The sequence below is a fragment of the Candidatus Pelagibacter giovannonii genome (assembly GCF_012276695.1).
Lineage (GTDB): Bacteria > Pseudomonadota > Alphaproteobacteria > Pelagibacterales > Pelagibacteraceae > Pelagibacter > Pelagibacter giovannonii.
The window spans coordinates 831,080-848,979 of sequence record NZ_CP038852.1 but is presented as its reverse complement, the minus strand read 5'-3'; the positions used below and the strand labels follow the sequence as shown (position 1 = coordinate 848,979).

Annotated in this window: 22 protein-coding genes; 10 read left to right on the top strand and 12 right to left on the bottom strand. The window is 28.7% G+C overall.

Going from position 1 to position 17,900, the window contains the following annotated elements:
• Genes hisF through hisB form a run of 5 tightly spaced genes read right to left on the bottom strand, consistent with a single transcriptional unit; the run spans position 1 to position 2,883 of the window.
• Positions 1–756: an imidazole glycerol phosphate synthase subunit HisF gene (gene hisF, locus E5R92_RS04695; protein ID WP_168606937.1), complete on the bottom strand. Its 756-nt coding sequence runs from the start codon at positions 754–756 to the stop codon at positions 1–3.
• On the bottom strand, positions 749–1,468 hold the full coding sequence (gene hisA, locus E5R92_RS04690; protein WP_168606936.1) for a 1-(5-phosphoribosyl)-5-[(5-phosphoribosylamino)methylideneamino]imidazole-4-carboxamide isomerase: 720 nt from the start codon (positions 1,466–1,468) through the stop codon (positions 749–751). The genes hisF and hisA overlap by 8 nt, the downstream gene beginning before the upstream one ends.
• Entirely contained in the window at positions 1,465–1,659 is a 195-nt protein-coding gene (locus tag E5R92_RS04685) for a hypothetical protein (protein WP_168606935.1), read from the bottom strand. The genes hisA and E5R92_RS04685 overlap by 4 nt, the downstream gene beginning before the upstream one ends.
• A gap of 1 nt (position 1,660) precedes the next feature.
• Positions 1,661–2,287 (bottom strand): imidazole glycerol phosphate synthase subunit HisH, encoded by a 627-nt coding sequence (hisH, locus tag E5R92_RS04680; protein ID WP_168606934.1) that lies wholly within the window; start codon positions 2,285–2,287, stop codon positions 1,661–1,663.
• A 5-nt stretch (positions 2,288–2,292) separates the two neighbouring features.
• Positions 2,293–2,883: an imidazoleglycerol-phosphate dehydratase HisB gene (hisB, locus tag E5R92_RS04675; protein WP_018413686.1), complete on the bottom strand. Its 591-nt coding sequence runs from the start codon at positions 2,881–2,883 to the stop codon at positions 2,293–2,295.
• 91 nt (positions 2,884–2,974) lie between these two features.
• On the opposite strand from hisB, the gene hslV reads away from it, so the two are divergent.
• Both hslV and hslU read left to right on the top strand, forming a co-directional pair.
• On the top strand, positions 2,975–3,490 hold the full coding sequence (gene hslV / locus E5R92_RS04670) for an ATP-dependent protease subunit HslV (protein ID WP_011281633.1): 516 nt from the start codon (positions 2,975–2,977) through the stop codon (positions 3,488–3,490).
• Positions 3,490–4,857 (top strand): ATP-dependent protease ATPase subunit HslU, encoded by a 1,368-nt coding sequence (gene hslU / locus E5R92_RS04665; RefSeq protein ID WP_168606933.1) that lies wholly within the window; start codon positions 3,490–3,492, stop codon positions 4,855–4,857. The genes hslV and hslU overlap by 1 nt, the downstream gene beginning before the upstream one ends.
• Here the strand turns inward: hslU and E5R92_RS04660 are convergent.
• Together E5R92_RS04660 and E5R92_RS04655 are read right to left on the bottom strand one after the other, a co-directional pair.
• Positions 4,847–5,368 carry a Smr/MutS family protein gene (locus E5R92_RS04660; RefSeq protein WP_168606932.1) on the bottom strand — a complete coding sequence of 174 codons (522 nt, stop codon included), beginning with the start codon at positions 5,366–5,368 and terminating at the stop codon, positions 4,847–4,849. The genes hslU and E5R92_RS04660 overlap by 11 nt on opposite strands.
• On the bottom strand, positions 5,369–5,962 hold the full coding sequence (locus E5R92_RS04655; RefSeq protein WP_168606931.1) for a Tim44/TimA family putative adaptor protein: 594 nt from the start codon (positions 5,960–5,962) through the stop codon (positions 5,369–5,371).
• Between the two features lie 58 nt (positions 5,963–6,020).
• Here E5R92_RS04655 and E5R92_RS04650 point away from each other — a divergent pair, with 58 nt between their 5' ends.
• Both E5R92_RS04650 and E5R92_RS04645 read left to right on the top strand, forming a co-directional pair.
• Entirely contained in the window at positions 6,021–6,443 is a 423-nt protein-coding gene (locus tag E5R92_RS04650) for an FxsA family protein (protein ID WP_168606930.1), read from the top strand.
• On the top strand, positions 6,427–6,849 hold the full coding sequence (locus E5R92_RS04645; protein ID WP_174823073.1) for a protein-export chaperone SecB: 423 nt from the start codon (positions 6,427–6,429) through the stop codon (positions 6,847–6,849). The genes E5R92_RS04650 and E5R92_RS04645 overlap by 17 nt, the downstream gene beginning before the upstream one ends.
• Here the strand turns inward: E5R92_RS04645 and dnaQ are convergent.
• From dnaQ to E5R92_RS04620, 5 genes are read right to left on the bottom strand one after another with little or no spacing between them, the layout of a single operon-like run.
• Complete coding sequence (gene dnaQ, locus E5R92_RS04640) at positions 6,842–7,513, bottom strand: DNA polymerase III subunit epsilon (RefSeq protein ID WP_168606928.1); 672 nt, start codon at positions 7,511–7,513, stop codon at positions 6,842–6,844. The genes E5R92_RS04645 and dnaQ overlap by 8 nt on opposite strands.
• A 1-nt stretch (position 7,514) precedes the next feature.
• Positions 7,515–8,084: a dephospho-CoA kinase gene (coaE, locus tag E5R92_RS04635; RefSeq protein ID WP_168606927.1), complete on the bottom strand. Its 570-nt coding sequence runs from the start codon at positions 8,082–8,084 to the stop codon at positions 7,515–7,517.
• The gene (gene aroE, locus E5R92_RS04630; RefSeq protein WP_168606926.1) at positions 8,081–8,878 is read right to left on the bottom strand and encodes a shikimate dehydrogenase; all 798 of its coding nucleotides are present in this window, start codon (positions 8,876–8,878) and stop codon (positions 8,081–8,083) included. Before aroE ends, coaE begins: the two co-directional genes overlap by 4 nt.
• Positions 8,875–9,462 (bottom strand): Maf family protein, encoded by a 588-nt coding sequence (locus E5R92_RS04625; protein ID WP_168606925.1) that lies wholly within the window; start codon positions 9,460–9,462, stop codon positions 8,875–8,877. Before E5R92_RS04625 ends, aroE begins: the two co-directional genes overlap by 4 nt.
• Positions 9,455–10,279, bottom strand: a complete 825-nt coding sequence (locus E5R92_RS04620) for a pyruvate, water dikinase regulatory protein (RefSeq protein ID WP_168606924.1) — start codon at positions 10,277–10,279, stop codon at positions 9,455–9,457. Before E5R92_RS04620 ends, E5R92_RS04625 begins: the two co-directional genes overlap by 8 nt.
• 284 nt (positions 10,280–10,563) lie before the next feature.
• Between E5R92_RS04620 and hemE the strand changes: the two genes are divergently transcribed.
• From hemE to mnmE, 6 genes are all read left to right on the top strand, one after another.
• Positions 10,564–11,565 carry a uroporphyrinogen decarboxylase gene (gene hemE, locus E5R92_RS04615; protein WP_168606923.1) on the top strand — a complete coding sequence of 334 codons (1,002 nt, stop codon included), beginning with the start codon at positions 10,564–10,566 and terminating at the stop codon, positions 11,563–11,565.
• A 39-nt stretch (positions 11,566–11,604) separates the two neighbouring features.
• Entirely contained in the window at positions 11,605–12,723 is a 1,119-nt protein-coding gene (gene hemH, locus E5R92_RS04610) for a ferrochelatase (RefSeq protein ID WP_168606922.1), read from the top strand.
• Positions 12,724–12,734: 11 nt separating this feature from the next.
• A complete protein-coding gene (gene hemG / locus E5R92_RS04605; RefSeq protein ID WP_168606921.1) occupies positions 12,735–13,262 on the top strand; it encodes a menaquinone-dependent protoporphyrinogen IX dehydrogenase in 528 nt (175 codons plus the stop codon).
• 118 nt (positions 13,263–13,380) lie between these two features.
• The gene (rho, locus tag E5R92_RS04600; protein ID WP_168606920.1) at positions 13,381–14,649 is read left to right on the top strand and encodes a transcription termination factor Rho; all 1,269 of its coding nucleotides are present in this window, start codon (positions 13,381–13,383) and stop codon (positions 14,647–14,649) included.
• 95 nt (positions 14,650–14,744) lie between these two features.
• Positions 14,745–16,412, top strand: a complete 1,668-nt coding sequence (locus tag E5R92_RS04595; RefSeq protein WP_168606919.1) for an O-linked N-acetylglucosamine transferase, SPINDLY family protein — start codon at positions 14,745–14,747, stop codon at positions 16,410–16,412.
• A 66-nt stretch (positions 16,413–16,478) separates the two neighbouring features.
• Positions 16,479–17,810: a tRNA uridine-5-carboxymethylaminomethyl(34) synthesis GTPase MnmE gene (gene mnmE / locus E5R92_RS04590; RefSeq protein WP_168606918.1), complete on the top strand. Its 1,332-nt coding sequence runs from the start codon at positions 16,479–16,481 to the stop codon at positions 17,808–17,810.
• Positions 17,811–17,900: the final 90 nt, after the last annotated feature.

The following is a 17,900-nucleotide window of genomic DNA, read 5'->3' as shown; positions in this document are numbered from 1 at the left end:
CTAAATCCTAACGGGAATTCCTTTTGAATTCAAATATTGTTTGGCTTCATTAATGGAGTGTGTTCCGTAATGAAAAATTGAAGCAGCTAAAACCGCACTAGCATTGCCAAGCCTTATACCATCCACCAGGTGATCCAATTTACCTACTCCGCCAGAGGCAATCACTGGTATATTAACCGTTGAAGATATTTTAAACATTAAGTCATTATCATAACCAATTTGGGTGCCATCTCTATCCATAGATGTAACTAATAATTCTCCCGCCCCATTATCTTCCATTTTTTTTGCAAATTCTATTGCATCTATACTTGTATTGTTTCTTCCACCATGGGTAAAAACCTCCCATTTATTGCCATTTTTTTTAGTATCTATTGCAACAACAATGCATTGTGATCCAAATTTTTTTGAACTTTCAATTATCATTTCAGGATTTTGAACTGCCGCAGTATTAATTGAAACTTTATCTGCTCCACAATTTAATAATTTATTAATATCTTCAACTCCTCTAATCCCACCGCCAACCGTTAAGGGCACAAAGCATTTTTTAGATGTTCTTTCAACCACTTCATAAATTGTGTCTCTATTTTCATTGGAAGCTGTAATATCTAAAAAACAAATCTCATCAGCACCACCATCACTATAAATTTTAGCTTGCTCAACTGGATCACCAGCATCCTTCAAATCTACAAAATTAATTCCCTTAACAACTCTGCCATTTTTAACATCTAAACAGGGAATAATTCTATTTTTAAGCATCTATTTCTCTCGCTAATTCATCTAATTTAATATCACCATCATATATAGCTTTACCAACTATTATTCCTTCAATATTTTTTAAACCTTTTGCTTTTTTAATGTCATCAATTGAAGACACTCCTCCTGAAATAATTACTGGGCAATTAGATATATTTGCAACATTAGTAGTTTCTTCAAAATTAGGACTTTGTTTGGTGCCATCTCTATTTATGTCTGTATAGATTAATCTGCTAGTACCATAATCATTTACTTCTTTTAAAAAATCTAAAGTCAATTGATTAGAGTTTTCCTTCCATCCTGAAACTGACAAGTATCCATCTTTAGCGTCTAGACCTAAGGCAATTTTATTTGGAAATTTTTGACATGCTTCTTTTAAAAAATTTTTATCTTTTATAGCTGCACTTCCTAAAATAACTTTTTCAACTCCTACATCTGTATATTTTTGGATACTGTCAATGGTTCTAACGCCTCCACCTACTTCAATTTTTAAATCAAATTTATTAACTATTTCTTTAATAATATTCAGATTAACTGTCTCTCCTGTTAAAGCACCATCTAAATCAACAATATGTAAATTTTTAAAGCCATGATCTTTGTATTTACCAGCTTGATCAACCGGTGACATCTCATATTCAGTTTTGTTATCAAAGTCTCCCTTAACTAATCTTACACATTTCTTATCTTTAATATCTATGGCTGGAAATATTTTCATATTGAATATTGTTTATAAATTTCTTCTCTTTGAGTTTTATTCATTGTCTTTGTATTTTCTATAAACTGATTTCTTAAATCTCTTGATTTAAAAATATAAAAACAAACTGTATCCTTGCTATGATATATGGCTTTTAATTCATCATCAATTTCGTTTAATTCTTTTGGAATTTCAGCTTTTATACAAATCATATTATAAATTTATAAAATTATTAATTATTTGAAGTCCCAGTTTATCACTTTTTTCAGGGTGAAATTGAGTTCCAAAGATATTTTCTTTTTCAACAGAACAAACAATATTTGATGAATAATCTGTTGTTGCAGAAATTACACTTTTATCTTCTGGAATAAATTCGTAGCTATGCACAAAATACATGTGTGATTTATCTTCTATATCTTTAAAAATCTTACTTTCTTTAATAATGCTAATTTCATTCCAGCCAATATGTGGAAGCTTGAATTTATTATTTTGATTGTCAATCTTCGAAGTTTTTCCTGAGATCCAACCAAGCCCTTTTGTTTCGGTTTCTTCATAACCAACGTCTGCGAATATCTGTAAACCAACACAAATTCCAAGAAGAGGTTTTTTATTAGTTATTGCAAACTCATTGAGTGTCTCTACCAAGCCATTTATACCATTTAATGCATCAACACAGCTCTTGAACGACCCCTGTCCTGGTAAAACTACCTTGTCACTTAATTTAATCTTATTTAAATCCGAAGTCACTTCGATATTAACTTTGTCTTTAGCGACTTCTTTAAAGGAATTTATTACAGAGCTGATATTTCCTGAATTATAATCAACAATTGTGACATTCATTAAACTTATAATGAGCCTTTAGTTGATGGAATGCTCTTCTTATTTCTAGGATCTATTTCTAAAGCTGTTCTTAATGATCTTGCTAAAGCCTTATAACAAGACTCAATTATATGATGACTATTATCTCCATAAATATTTTCCATGTGCAAAGTTATTCCTGCTGATTGAGAGAATGCTTGAAACCATTCTTTAAAGAGCTCTGTGTCCATCTCTCCAAGTCTTTCTACTTTTAATTTAACTTTCCATATTAAATAAGGTCTATTTGAAACATCAATTGCAACTCTTGTTAATGTTTCATCCATTGGAATCATTGCATGGGCGTATCTTTTAATTCCTTTAAAATCTTTCAGTGCTTTTTTTAAAGCCTCACCTATTGCTATTCCAGTATCTTCTGTTGTGTGGTGAAGATCTATATGAGTGTCACCTTTTGCTTTAACTTTTAAATCAATCAGTGAATGCTTTGATAATTGTTCAAGCATGTGATCTAAAAAACCTATTCCAGTATCAATTTTATATTGACCTTTACCATCAATATTAACTTCAACACTGATGCTGGTTTCTTTTGTTTTTCTGGAAACTTTTCCTATTCTGCTCATAATATATAATATGTATATAGGGATTAATTAACTATATCAATATTTGCAATTTACTACTTGAAGAATAAAAATTAATATCCATTTATAATCTATGACTACAATAGTGCTTATTAGAAAAAACAATGAAGTAGTGGTTGCAGGAGATGGCCAAGTTAGTATGGGCAATACTGTTATAAAAAGTACAGCTGCAAAAGTTAGAAAAATTGAAAAAAGAAATGTAATAGCTGGGTTTGCTGGATCAACTGCAGATGCATTAACTTTGTTTGAAAGGCTTGAGGCAAAACTTGAAAAGCATGCTGGTAATCTTCCAAGAGCAGCTGTCGAGTTAGCAAAAGATTGGCGAACTGACAAATATTTAAGAAGACTGGAAGCTTTAATGGCTATTGGTGATAAAGAAAATAGCTTTATAATTTCAGGAACTGGTGATGTGTTAGAGCCAGAGGGTGATGCCATAGGTATAGGGTCAGGTGGAAATTATGCTTTAGCTGCTGCTAAAGTTTTATTGGATACAGATTTGAGTGCTGAAGAAGTTGCAAGAAAAGCAATTCAAGTTGCGTCTGAAATTTGTGTATTCACTAATAATAATATTAAAATTGAAAAAATTTAATGAAAGATACAAACGTTACTCCTTTTCCAAAAGAAAAAGCTGAAAAAAAAGATAACTCTTTAGTCAGTTCTTTATCACCTAGAGAAATAGTTTCTGAATTAGATAGATATGTTGTTGGGCAAAATAAAGCTAAAAAAGCAGTTGCCATTGCTTTAAGAAATAGATGGAGAAGACAAGCTTTAAAGGGTGAAATGAAAGATGAAGTTTTGCCTAAAAATATTTTAATGATAGGGCCAACAGGGGTTGGTAAAACAGAAATTTCTAGAAGGTTATCAAAATTAGCTGAAGCTCCTTTTGTAAAGGTGGAAGCCACAAGATTTACTGAGGTTGGGTATGTTGGAAGAGATGTTGAACAAATTATAAGAGATCTACTTGAAATTGCAATTGCAATGGAGAAAGTAAAGAAAAGAAAAGAAGTTCATGCAAAGGCACAAAAGTTAGCAGAAGAAAAAGTTTTAGATGCTCTAGTTGGAAATAAAGCAAGTCTTGCTACAAGAGAAAGCTTTAGAAAAAGATTAAGGGATGGTGATTTAGATGACAATGAAATTGAAATAGCAGTAAATGATAGTGGCTCTCAAGCTGCATTTGAAATTCCTGGAATGCCTGGAGCAAATATTGGAATGATAAATATCGGAGAGATGATTGGAAAATCTGTTGGCAATAAACAAAAAAAGAAGAAAATGACTGTCAAAGAATCTCATGAAATTTTAATTAATGACGAAGCTGACAAGTTAATAGAAGAAGATAAAATTATAAAATCAGCAAAAGATTCAACAGAAAATAATGGAATAGTTTTTTTAGACGAAATAGATAAAATTTCAGGGAGAACAGATAGATCTGGTGGAGACGTTTCTAGAGAAGGAGTTCAAAGAGACCTGCTTCCTTTAATTGAAGGAACAACAGTTAGTACAAAGTACGGTACAATTAAAACAGATCATATTTTATTTATTGCATCTGGCGCTTTCCAACTAGCAAAACCTTCAGATCTACTACCAGAATTACAGGGTAGATTACCCATAAGGGTTGAACTTGAAGCTTTAACTAGTGATGATTTTAAAAGAATTCTTAAAGAACCAGATTATAGTTTAATCAAACAATATGTGGCTCTTTTAAAAACAGAAAATGTTGAACTAGAATTTTCTGATGACGGTATTGATGCGATTGCCAATATGGCTTCAGAAGTTAACAATACTGTAGAAAATATTGGTGCAAGAAGACTTCATACAATTATTGAAAGAATTTTAGATGATATTAGTTTTACTGCAACAGATAGGGCTGGTGAGAAAATAATAATAGACTCTAAATATGTAAAACAAAATCTAGATGAGCTAGTTAAAGATACAGACTTATCTAAATTTATTCTTTAAATTTATTCTTGTTTTTAAGATAGATATAAAAAGCTCCACTGCCACCATCTTCAATCTTAGCATCTGTTGTTTCAATAATAAATTGAGTTAAACTTTTATTGTTTTCAATAAATTCTGGAACTGAATATTTTAGTATACTCAAATCCTTTGAAAGATAAGGATTTTCAACATTTTTAGACCTTAGTCCTTTGCCTGTAATTATTATTATTTTTGTAACACCTTCATCAAAACATTTTTGAATAAATTGTTCTACAGCTTTATTTGCTTCTTCAATCGTGTAACCATGAAGATCTATTTTTTTTATTTTCTCATATCTTATATTTTTTTTATAAACGTAATCTTTGTTGGGAATTTTCTCATTAATGTTTAAAAAATTTTCCCAGTCCTGCTTGTCTTTATCTGGATTATTTATGTCTTCTTTTTTTAAAGAATTTTTATTAAGATTTTTTTTTTTGTTATTTAGGAAATTTTCCCAATCTTCTTTGTCTTTGTCTGTTATCTTCTTAATCAATTAGGTAATAGTATTAATTAATAACCAATTTGGATTTGATGATTTAATGTCTTTTGAAAAAACCCAAGTGTCATAAACAGTTTTTATCTTTTCATTGTCTCCTGACACGATTTTTTTATCTTTATCTTTTATACATGTTATAATTTCACTAACAAAATCTACTGTAACTTCTAAGCTGTCTTCAATTTTTTTATGAGTTTTAATTACAGCTGACTTAATCCCTATAAAAGTTATTTCGGCAAAATGACCTTTATTAGCTCTATCTTCAAGAGCCTCTTTGAACTGATCATAAATTTTTTTACCCAAAAGTGGTTTGCTTGCTATCAGCTTATTGTCACTATCACTAAAATCTGTAATAATTGTTTCATAAGCAATTTTTGCACCTTTTAAAAATTCTTTTTGTGACACTTCATCAAAATTTTCGCTAACTGGTTTTGGAGCTATATTTGTTTTTTGAAATTCCTTTTCAAATTGTGGTGGGATTTTTCCTTCGAAACCATTTTTTTTACCAAGTATTCCTCTTAAACGAAGAAAAATAAAACCGGCAATCATTGCTAAAAGAATAATATCTATGTATTCAAAACTATAAGTCATAATTTAATAATATTTACTATGTTGATTAATTACAACTAGCAATTTACAATAAAGACAAATGAACACATTTTTATTATTACTTGTTGGTATTCCTATTATTGAGATTTATTTGTTTATCAAGTTGGGCTCTCAAATTGGAGCCTTTAACACGATTTTACTTATCTTTATCACAGCTTTTTTTGGCATTATTTATGCCAGATATGAAGGTTTTAACACTCTAAAGTCAGGAATGTCTCAAATGGTAAAAAATGAACTTCCAGTTTATGAAATTATTTCAGGGGCAGCTTTAGCATTTGCAGCATTACTTTTGATTTTACCTGGTTTTGCTACAGATTTTATAGGTTTATTAATAATATTTCCACCAACTAGAAAATTGATATTTAAAAAAGTATCAATTAAACAAAAGCCTATGAATAAAAAACAAGATTTCATTAATGGTGAATTTGAAGATATAGAAGATGAAAATGATAGAAAACTTTAAAATTATTAGCAACTTTATTAAAGATATGTCAAGTGAAACACCAGATGCACCAACATATATATTTGTAAGAGATAAGATTTCTAAATACAAATTAAATATTGATATTAATTCTAAGGCAGTAAAAAATGGAATTATTGAAGTAAACACAATTCTAAGATTTTCAGATCAGCCTGAAATTTTAAAAAAAGCACATTTTGAAATAACTTACACATCTATAGTTAAGGTTGATGAAAAAGTTACTGAAAAAAAAGAAATGGAAAAAATTATTCTATGTGATGTGCCTAATAAAATTTATCCTGACTTAGAGAGAATATTTTTAAATTTATTATCTGACTCTGGTTATCCTGGAATAAAATTTGAAAAAAAAGTTGATTTTACTGAATTATACAAACAAAGAGCTAATTAAAAAAATTCTTCTTTAAATTATTTTTTAAATATTCTTTATGGAGTTTAAGTTCTATCTCTGATGGCTTAACTATTTTTTTATAATACTGGTTTGTATCATTTGAGCTTATTATTATTTTTTCATTATCTTCATTTTTGAAATTTAAAGTTGGTTCTTTTTGATCAAGAAGATTAATATAAACTTTAGCTAAGAGATCACAGTCGATAAGAGCTGTATGTTGTGTTCTTTTTGAATTATCTACTCTGTATCTTTTGCACAATGCGTCAAGACTTATTGAAGAGCCTGGAAATTTATCCCTAGCTAAAGCAAGTGTGTCTACAACGTTCTCACTGTTTAATTTCTTCTTACCCAACAATGCTAATTCATTGTTTAAGTGAGATAAGTCAAATTCAGCGTTGTGTATTACAAGTCTCTTGTCTTCTATAAAATGCAAAAACTCGTCCACTATTTCTCTAAACTTTTTGTGAGTAGATAAAAATTCATCCGTATAACCATGAACTTCTAAAGCTTTTTCAGAAACCTTTTTCTCTGGATTAAGATAACAGTGAAATCTATTTTTGGTTGGTATCAAATTTTCTAACTCGATACATCCGATTTCTACAATTCTATGTCCATCTTTAACCGATAGTCCTGTTGTTTCTGTATCTAGTATTACTTCTTTCATCTTATATAATTTTTTTTAGTATTTTTTTTATACTTATCTTAACAAGCTTATTGGTAAAATTATTTTTAATAATATGATTAGATTTTTTCTTTTTATAACTAAGCGGTAACTGTATTTTTTTAAATTGATTATATAAATTTAAGTTAAAATTATCTCTCATTTTTAGTCTTTTTATAATATCACTTTTTTTTGACTGAACAAAAACTATTATATCACCTTTCTGGTTTAGTTTATTTTCCAATAAAAGAGGGATATCTAAAATTATGGCTTTTCTTTTTTTATTTTTTTTTAAAAAAGTAGATAATTTTTTTCTAACTTCTGGATGAATAATTTTTGTAATTTTTTTTAAATTTTTTTCACTATCCTCTATTGCTTTTATAATTTGTATTTTATTTGCTGGAAATACTGAAAAATATTTAGGTAAATTTTTTTTTAATCTTTTAAAACAATTTTTATTTTTTTTATATATGCTTGCCACTTCTTGATCAGCATTAAAAACTGGATAACCAAAAAGTTTAGCTATGTGACTTTTTCCAGAACCTATATCTCCTACCAGTGCAATTTTTATCATACATCTAAAAGATTAATTGTTTCATTGTCTACTTCTGGAACAACTTTATGCCAGATAAAAAAGGCTTTTTGAGCCTGGTAAATAAACATCATTTTGCCATTTTTTGTTATTCCACCATACTTTTTTGCCTTTTTTAAAAAATTTGTTTCTGGCGGATTATATATTACATCATAAAAAAATTTGTCTTTGCTAATTTGTTGATAATTAATATTAATTTCATCTTCCTCTTTTAATCCAATGCTTGTCGCATTTATGATTATGTCAAAATCTAAAGTTTGTCCCCATTTAATTATTTCAATCTCTGGAAAGTTTTTCTTCAACTCTGTTGTTTTTAATTCTGTTCGATTACTTATATAAATTTTTTCAATTTGCATTTTTTTAAGTGCAATAATAATTGAAGGAACAACCCCACCTGCCCCTAGTATTAAAGCCTTTTTATTTTTAATTTCTTGTTCTGTTTTTTCTAAACTAAGTTTAAAACCTTCAATATCAGTATTATCACCTATAATTTTATTATCTTTTTTATAAATTGTGTTTACTGATTGAGAAATTTCTGCTTCCTCACTTAACTCATCTAAAAAAGGGATAATCATCTTTTTAAATGGTACTGTTATATTTATCCCATGAATTTTTTCTTCTCTGATATTAAAAATCAAATTTTCTATCTCATTATTATTTAAAAGCCTTTTTTCATAAATTGCATCAATTTTATATTTTTTTATCCAATAGTTATGTAATTTTGGTGATAAGCTATGATCAATTGGATTTCCTATTACTAAAAAATTTTTTTTCATCTTGTAATATTCAGATATTCTTTAATTTTTTTGACTGGAAGGCCCATGATCGTATCTTCATCCCCTTCTATTTTTGAAAATAAATTTCTTCCTTCGCCTTCAATTTGATAAACATTATAAGCATAGAGGTCTTTATCAGAAATTTTTTTCAAATAATTTTCTAATTCCAAAGAAGTCATGTTTTTCATAGTTAATGAGGCCTTATCGGTGTAATTCCATATCATCGATCCACCCCTTGAAATACAAACTGAACTTATTAATTGATGAGTTTTTCCGTTCATTCTTTTTAGTATTTCTAATGCTTCTACTCTGTTGTTAGGCTTTGATATTATTTCACCCTCTAAATCTATTATACTGTCTGCTCCAAGCACTATTTCCTCTATAAATTTTTGACTAATTTTGTTAGCCTTCAATTCTGCTAAATTTTTTGAAATAATTGTTGGAGATGCTCTTTCTTTTAGCAGGCTTTCTTTAATACTATCCTCATCCACATTGGATGGTTCTATTTTACACTGAATATTGTTTTTTTCTAAAATTTTTTTTCTTACACCACTTTTTGATGCAAGTATAATTTTTTTAACCATTGCTTTTGTTTATTTCATATATTTTAATTATTGATGCTGCCGTTTCTTCTACTGATTTTCTGGTAACATCAATTGTTGGCCATTTATATTTGATAAATGTTTTTTTAGCCTCACTAATTTCTTTTTCTATTTTTCTTATATCTGTATAATTAGTATTTTCTTTTTCTTTAAGAGCATTCATTCTATTTTTTCTAATATCAACTAATCTCTGAGGTTCAGTTGTTAAGCCAACCACACAAGAAAGTTTTGGATTTTTCTTTAAACTTTCCGGTATTGATTGATCATTTACCAAGGGTATATTTAAAGTTTTGTAACCTCTGTTAGCAAGATAGATTGATGTTGGTGTTTTGCTTGTCCTGCTAACACCCAACAATATCAGGTCTGCTTTTTCTATGTCTTCAACAAGATTTCCATCGTCATGGGCCATAGTAAATTGGATTGCTTCAATTCTTTCATAATATTCTTCATTCAAAGCATGTTGTCCACTCGGAACGTGGGATGCTTTTTGATTTAAAAGTTTTGAGAAGTTCATTATTAAATTTCCTAAAACACTAAAACACGGAATTTTTTTTTCATCTCCTTTGTTTGCTAAAAACTTTGCAAGAGAAGTATCAACGATAGTGTATAAAATTATTGAATTATTATTTTTTTTTGCTTCTTCCATTATTTTGTTAACTTGATTTTCTGTTCTTGTAAAAAAATAAGATTTTACATCATATTCTATGTTTTTAAATTGAGCTTTAATTGCTAAAAACACTCTATCAAGAGTCTCCCCAGTGGAGTCAGAAATAAGGTATATTTGATATGTATTACTCATGTATTAAAAGTTGATATTTTGGTATTATTTTTATCATTTTTTAAAATAGTGATGTTTTTTATTTTTCGCTGTAAAAACTCATTTTTATTAACATTAATAATCATGTGAACTATTAATATACATTTTATCTAACAATATTAAATAAAGCCTTAGATTTGAGACTATATAACAATTCTATAACTCACTAATTGTTGATAAGTTATGTACAAAAACTGAAAAACAAACAATTACCATTATTCACATACTATATAACTAATACTATAATTAAATATTTACTTATTATTATGACACCCATTCAAGAAACTATAATAAACAAAAAAACAAATAATTCTCCAATATGGTTAATGAGACAGGCTGGTAGATATCTACCAGAATTTAGGGAAATTAGAAAATTAAATCCTAATTTTATAAACCTGTGTTTAAATGTAAATTTATCTTCAGAGATAACTTTGCAACCTCTTAAAAGATTTGATTTAGATGCTGCAATAATTTTTTCAGATATTTTAATGATCCCATATGGATTAAATCAAAAAATAGAATTTAAAAGAGATTTTGGTCCGCAACTTGGCTCGTTAGACTTAGATGACTTATCTAATGTGGATCAAGTTGATTTTATAGAAAAATTATATCCAGTTTATAAATCAATTAAAAAAGTAAGCGAAAATAACTTAATCAAAAACAAAAATGTAATAGGCTTTGTTGGAGCACCGTGGACATTATTAGTTTATATGATTAATAAACATTCACCAAAAAAAGAGCTAATAAAAGACTTTTTCAAAGATGAATTTCTAATAAACAGGATTTTAATAATTCTAGAAAAATTTTTGAAATTACATATTGACCAGCAAATAAAAAGTGGTGCGACCGTTATTCAGATTTTTGATAGCTGGGCTGGTTTGTTGGAAGAAAAAGATTTACCAAACTATGTTTATATACCAACACTAAATTTAGTTGATTATGTAAAATCATTGAACGTACCAGTAATTTGTTTTCCAAGAGGAGTAAAAAATTATAAAAATTATTGTGATATTGTTAAACCTGATGCTGTTAATATTGACTATGATGTAAATCCTGTTTCCATATGTAAAGAGATTAATATACCTATACAAGGAGGACTTGATCCAAAAATATTATTAACTAATAAAGAAAATTTGAAAAAAGAAGCAAGAAGATATCTAGATGCATTCAAAGACCACCCATACATTTTTAATTTAGGCCATGGCGTATTGCCCCAAACAGATCCTAATATGGTGGATTATTTAGTAAAGATGGTAAAAGATTATTAAATTAAAAATTAAAACAATATTTATAATAACCTATTTATAATGACACAACAGTACACACATCCAAAAAGAAAAACAAAAGTTGTATTTGTTCAATTAGGATCACCTTCGGAGCCAACAACTAAAGCTTTAAGAAAATATCTTCGTGCATTTTTAGGAGACCCAAGAGTTGTTGATATAAACCCATGGATTTGGAAAATAATTTTAAATTTTTTTGTGTTGCCCTTCAGACCACAAAAGTCTGCTAAACTTTATGCAAGAATCTGGGATGGAGAAAGTTTTCCACTAATAACCAACACGAAAAATTTTACAAAAAATGTAAGTGAAGAATTAAAGAAAATTGATCCAGAAGGTTATGTCGAAGTAAACCATGCTTTTCTTTTATCACCTCCATATGTAAATGAAGTTTATGATGATTGGGAGGATGATTTAAAAAAAGGTATTGGCGCGACAAAACTATTAGTTATACCAATGTTTCCTCAGTACTCTGAGGCCACAATAGCTTCGGGCATAGATGCATTGGCAAAAGAGTTGTCGAAGAGAGTAAAAATACCAACTTTCGAAGTTATCACGAACTTTCACAGAACACATGCCTTTATTGATAATTCTGTAAATCAAGTTGACTCAAAATTAAATGAATTAATAAATCAAGGAAAGAAAATCGACAGCTTAGTAATAACTTTTCATGGAATGCAAAAAAGGCGAGTTGTCAGTAAAGGTGATGACTATTATAGACATTGCTTCGAAACATTTAATCTTATTACTAATAATCTAAAAAATATTAAACCAGAACAGTGTATGATGAGCTTTCAAAGTCGCTTTGGTTCTGAAGAATGGATAACACCATATACGGAAGATGTAATTAAAAAATTAATTTCTGAAGGTAAGAAAGAAATTGTAATATATTCTCCAAGTTTTGTTGCAGACTGTCTTGAAACCACTGATGAATTAGGTCATGAGTTAGTAAACGATGCAAAAGAATGGGGTGGCAATGTCCATCCAGTAGAATGTCTCAATACTAACAAAGACTGGTGTAAAGACTTTGCAAAATATACCTTTATACAAGCAGAGGGCTCAGCACAAGATAAAGAGGATATAGAATACCAAGTTGAAAAAAAATATTATCAGAAAATGCCGCAACAAATAATGAATAAAAAATAGTATCAATTAAAATGCCTGGTTCTTTAATAATTTACTCAAGTACAGATGGTCAAACAAAAACTATTTGTGAAAAAATAAAAAGCTTTTCAAAAAATAGTGAATCTATAAAATTAATCTCACTAGAAGAAGCAAGTGATTTTAATCTTCAATCTTATGAAGATATTATAATTGGAGCAAGCATCAGATATGGGAAACATAGTAAAAATTTATATAAATTTATTTCTTCAAACAAAGAAACACTTGAAAAAAAAAAAAGTGCCTTCTTTTCAGTAAATGTTGTTGCAAGAAAACCAGAAAAAAATACTCCAGAAACAAATCCTTATATGAAAAAGTTTTTAAAAATTTCAAATTGGAAGCCTGATAGGTTGGGCGTGTTTGCTGGCAAAGTTAATTATCCAAATTATAGTTTTTTTGATAAATATATTATTCGACTTATAATGTTTATAACTAAAGGCCCAACAGACACCTCAAAGTCCTTTGAATTTACTGACTGGTCTAAAGTAGAGGATTTTGCTAAAGAACTAAGTTTAAGTTCTTAAATACTCTATAAAATGCGCTATTTTATTGAGCTTTAAAGAGCACTAAGTTCTATGCTTGTAATAATTTAAAGAGTATATATATCTATCTTATCTCACAAAAATTTTAACCCCCCCACTCATGAATATACAAGAACTTAAATTAAAATCATCTGAACAATTGATCACTCAAGCAGAAGAGCTTGGTATTGAAAACGCTAGCACATTAAGAAAACAAGAAATTTTATTTGCTATATTAAAAAAGGTTGCTGAAAAAGAAGAGATAACTGGAGCTGGAGTTTTGCAATTATTACAAGATGGATTTGGTTTTTTAAGAGCAATGGAATCAAACTATTTAGCTGGACCAGATGACATTTATGTTAGCCCAAGCCAAATTAGAAAGTTTGGTTTAAGAACAGGAGACACGGTCGAGGGTCCTGTTAGAGCCCCAAAAGAAGGTGAAAGATATTTTGCATTATTACAAGTAGAAAAAATAAATTTTGAAGAACCAGAAAAAGCTCGTCACAAAATTGCGTTTGATAATTTAACCCCACTTTACCCGAATAAACAAATGGTGATGGAAGTTGAGACAACTAAAATTGAAAAAAAACCAGATTTAACTCCAAGATTAATTGATCTTGTAAGTCCAATTGGAAAAGGTCAAAGATCAATAATTATCTCACCTCCTAAAGCCGGTAAGACAATGATTTTACAAAGTATCGCTAACTCAATTGCTAAAAATTATCCTGAAAGCTACTTGATGGTTTTATTGATTGATGAAAGACCAGAAGAAGTAACTGATATGAAAAGAACAGTTAAAGGTGAGGTTATAAGTTCTACTTTTGATGAGCCTGCTTCAAGACACGTTGCTGTGGCTGAAATGGTAATTGAAAAAGCAAAACGATTAACCGAGCATAAAAAGGACGTGGTAATTTTATTAGACTCAATCACAAGATTGGGTAGAGCTTATAATGCAGTAATCCCAAGTTCTGGAAAAGTATTAACAGGTGGAGTTGACGCGAATGCACTTCAAAGACCAAAAAGATTTTTTGGTGCTGCAAGAAATATTGAAGAAGGTGGATCTTTAACAATCATCTCAACAGCTTTGATTGATACTGGATCAAGAATGGATGAAGTAATTTTTGAAGAATTTAAAGGAACTGGAAATAGTGAAACAGTTCTGGATAGAAAAATTGCTGAGAGAAGAATTTATCCAGCAATCGATATAACTAAATCTGGAACAAGAAGAGAAGAATTACTTTTTGATAAAGACGACCTTTCAAAAATGAATGTGCTAAGAAGAATTATTAGTCCAATGGGAACAATGGATGCTATTGAATTTATTAATTCGAAACTTAAAGAAACAAAAAGCAATGCAGATTTCTTTAGTTCAATGAATAAACCAGCATAACTCTCAAAGCTAGGCCTTAAATCAAGGCTTAAAAATAATATAATTTTATTTATTTTATCTGATGGTTTTTTACGTTATTTATATTTGTTTCAATTATGTCGAAAAAATCTAAAAATATAGACCTTAGCAAAACATTTCTAAAATATTTGAACGATGGACAATATAAAAGAGTACAGCTTGAAACTGAAAAATTAGGCAAACCAGAAGATCAGTCACCTTCAATAATATTTTATTATGCATGTGCCATAACATTAAATCAATCCTCAAATATTAAGGATCTTAGATGTGCAAGTAATTTGTTTGAGAAACTTTATGTCAATAATAGACACGACTTGCAGCTGCTATGCAATATGATTGAGGTTAGTTTTAGAACTCAAGAATTTAAAGTTGTTTTGCCCTACGTTGAAGAGGCATACAATATTAATCAGAGTGATGAGAGGTTGTTACTTGGATTAAGTAAAATTCACCTATATTTGGCTAACTTAGATGAGTCTATAAAATATTATAAAATTTTATTTAAGATTAATCCTAAATCAAAAATTGATAGGAGTGAATTTTTAACATGTTTAAATTATGCCAGTGGTATAACTCAAGAATTTTATTTTTCTGAATGTTTAAATTATTCTAAATTAATGGAAAACAACAAAGAATTAGAACATTGTAGTTTTAATTTTAAAAATTCAAAAAATAACAAAATAAAAATTGGTTTTTTTTCAGGTGATTTTAAAAATCATCCAGTATCGTTTTTTTTAAAAGGTTTGTTATTAAATCTGGATAAAGATAAATTTGAAATTAGCTTAATTAGCAATTTACACAATTCTCATTATGATAATACAACCGATGAATTAAGATTATCAACTAAAGATTGGATAGATATAAGTAAGCTATCAGATCTTGAAGCCACTAATTTAGTGAGATCATCAGAGCTTGATATTTTAATAGATCTTTGTGGTTTCTTTAGGGGAAATAGAGTTCAGGTTATTTCAAATAGAGTGGCAAAAATTCAAGCTTGCTGGCTTGGATATAATAATACCACAGGAATTAAAAATATGGATTACCTTATTGCAGACCATAATTTAATAAAAAAAGAAGAGGAAAAATTGTATTCTGAAAAGATTTTATTTTTACCTAAAATATGGAATGCAATGAATTTGTCAGTAAGTTTACCAGAAATAAAAAAAAATAATTTGATATTTACATATGCTTCCTTTAATAATTTCCACAAAATATCAAATGACACTATAGATGTGTGGTCTAAAATTTTGAACTGTTCTAATTCTCAAATTATTTTAAAAAACCCTATGCCACCTAGTATTGTTGGTGAAGAATTAAAATTAAACCTTTTAAAGAAATTTATAGTTAGAGGGGTGGAAAAAAAGAAAATTCTATTTATCAACCATAAAAAAAATTTTCAAAATCATTTAGGCCTTTATAATAACGTTGATGTTGCGCTGGATACATTCCCCTACCCTGGTGTTACAACTAGCTTTGATGCAGTTTTGATGGGCGTTCCTGTTTTAACAATGAAAGGTCATAATTTTAATTCACGATGTGGTGAAAGTATAAATATTAACCTTCAAATGGAAAGCTTTATTGCTGAAAATAAAGATGATTATTTTAATAAAGCTATTTCATTTCAAAAAGAAAAAAACATATTACAAAAATTTGGGAAAAATTTGAGAGAAAAAGTATTAAAATCATCTCTTTTCGATATAAAAGATTTTACTAAAAGTTTTGAAAAAATTATTCAAAAAATTATTTAAAAAATAATTTCATCTTTGTTAATTTAACGTTTTACAGAACTGTAAAATAGAAGCTATAATATTAACATGACAATTTATGCTCTTTCCACTGGCCCAGGAATTTCTGGTATAGCTATTGTTAGAGTCTCTGGAGAAAACACCAAAAAAGTAATAAAGTTATTAACCAATACAGCACTTCCAGTGCCAAGAGTTGCTACATTAAGAAAAATCTATAAAATCAACACTTCTGAGCTAATTGATGAGGGCATAATATTGTGGTTTCCTGGTCCTGAGAGCTATACAGGAGAAGATATGGCGGAATTCCACATTCATGGCAGCAAAGCAGTAATAGATGCCCTACACCGCTCAATTTCAAAAATTGAAGATTGTCGTTTAGCGAATCCAGGAGAGTTCACAAAACTTGCTTTTCAAAATGGAAAAATAAACTTACTGAAAGCAGAAAGTATTGCAGATTTAATTTCTGCAGAAACTGAAATTCAAAGACAGCAGGCAATAAAAATTATGAATGGAAAATCTGCAGATAAATTTAATAGCTTAAGAGAAAAACTTTTAAAAATTTTATCACACGTTGAAGCAAAAATAGACTTTCCAGATGAAGAACTGCCAAAAGATATTTTAAAAAATATTAAAAAAATTTCCAGTGAGGTAATTTTAAATATAAAAAAAATTCTAGATGATCAAAAAGTTGGTGAAAGAATTAGAGAAGGTTTTAAGATTGCAATCATAGGGCCGACCAATGCTGGAAAATCTAGTTTACTAAACCAACTTTCAAATCGAGATGCAGCAATCGTTTCAGAAATAGCTGGAACAACAAGAGATGTAATCGAAACGCATTTAAATATCGATGGCTATCCAGTTGTGGTTTCTGATACTGCAGGAATCAGAGATTCGAAAAATGAAATAGAAAAAAAAGGAATAAAATTAGCACTTGATAAAGCCGAAAATGCAGACTTAAAGTTGATCGTTATAGACGTTAAAAGCATTGATTTTAAAGGTGTTTTAAAAGAATTGATGGATGAAAATGCGATACTGGTAGTTAATAAATCTGATCTTTTAAAAGAAGATTTAAGTCCTGAAATAAAAAATTTTGAACATGTTTTAATTTCAGTAAAAAACAATCACAATGTAGAAGATTTAATTTTTAAAATTAAAAATAAATTAAAAAACAAATTTATCACAAGTGAAGATATTTTAATTACTCGTGAAAGGCACAGGCAACATCTTGAGCAAAGTTTAGATTATTTAAAAAACTTTGAAGAAAAAAATGAAGCAGAAGATTTTGATAAAGCTGCAGAAGATCTCCGTTTAGCAACACGACATTTAGGAATGATAGTTGGAAAAATAGATGTTGAGGAGATATTAGGTAGTATTTTCAACGATTTTTGTATCGGCAAATAATCATCGTTTTAAAGGGTTTTATATCCTTTTTTAACTATTTTTGTTGATAAACATATCTTATTTAACCACTTTAATTATAAAAAAGTAGCT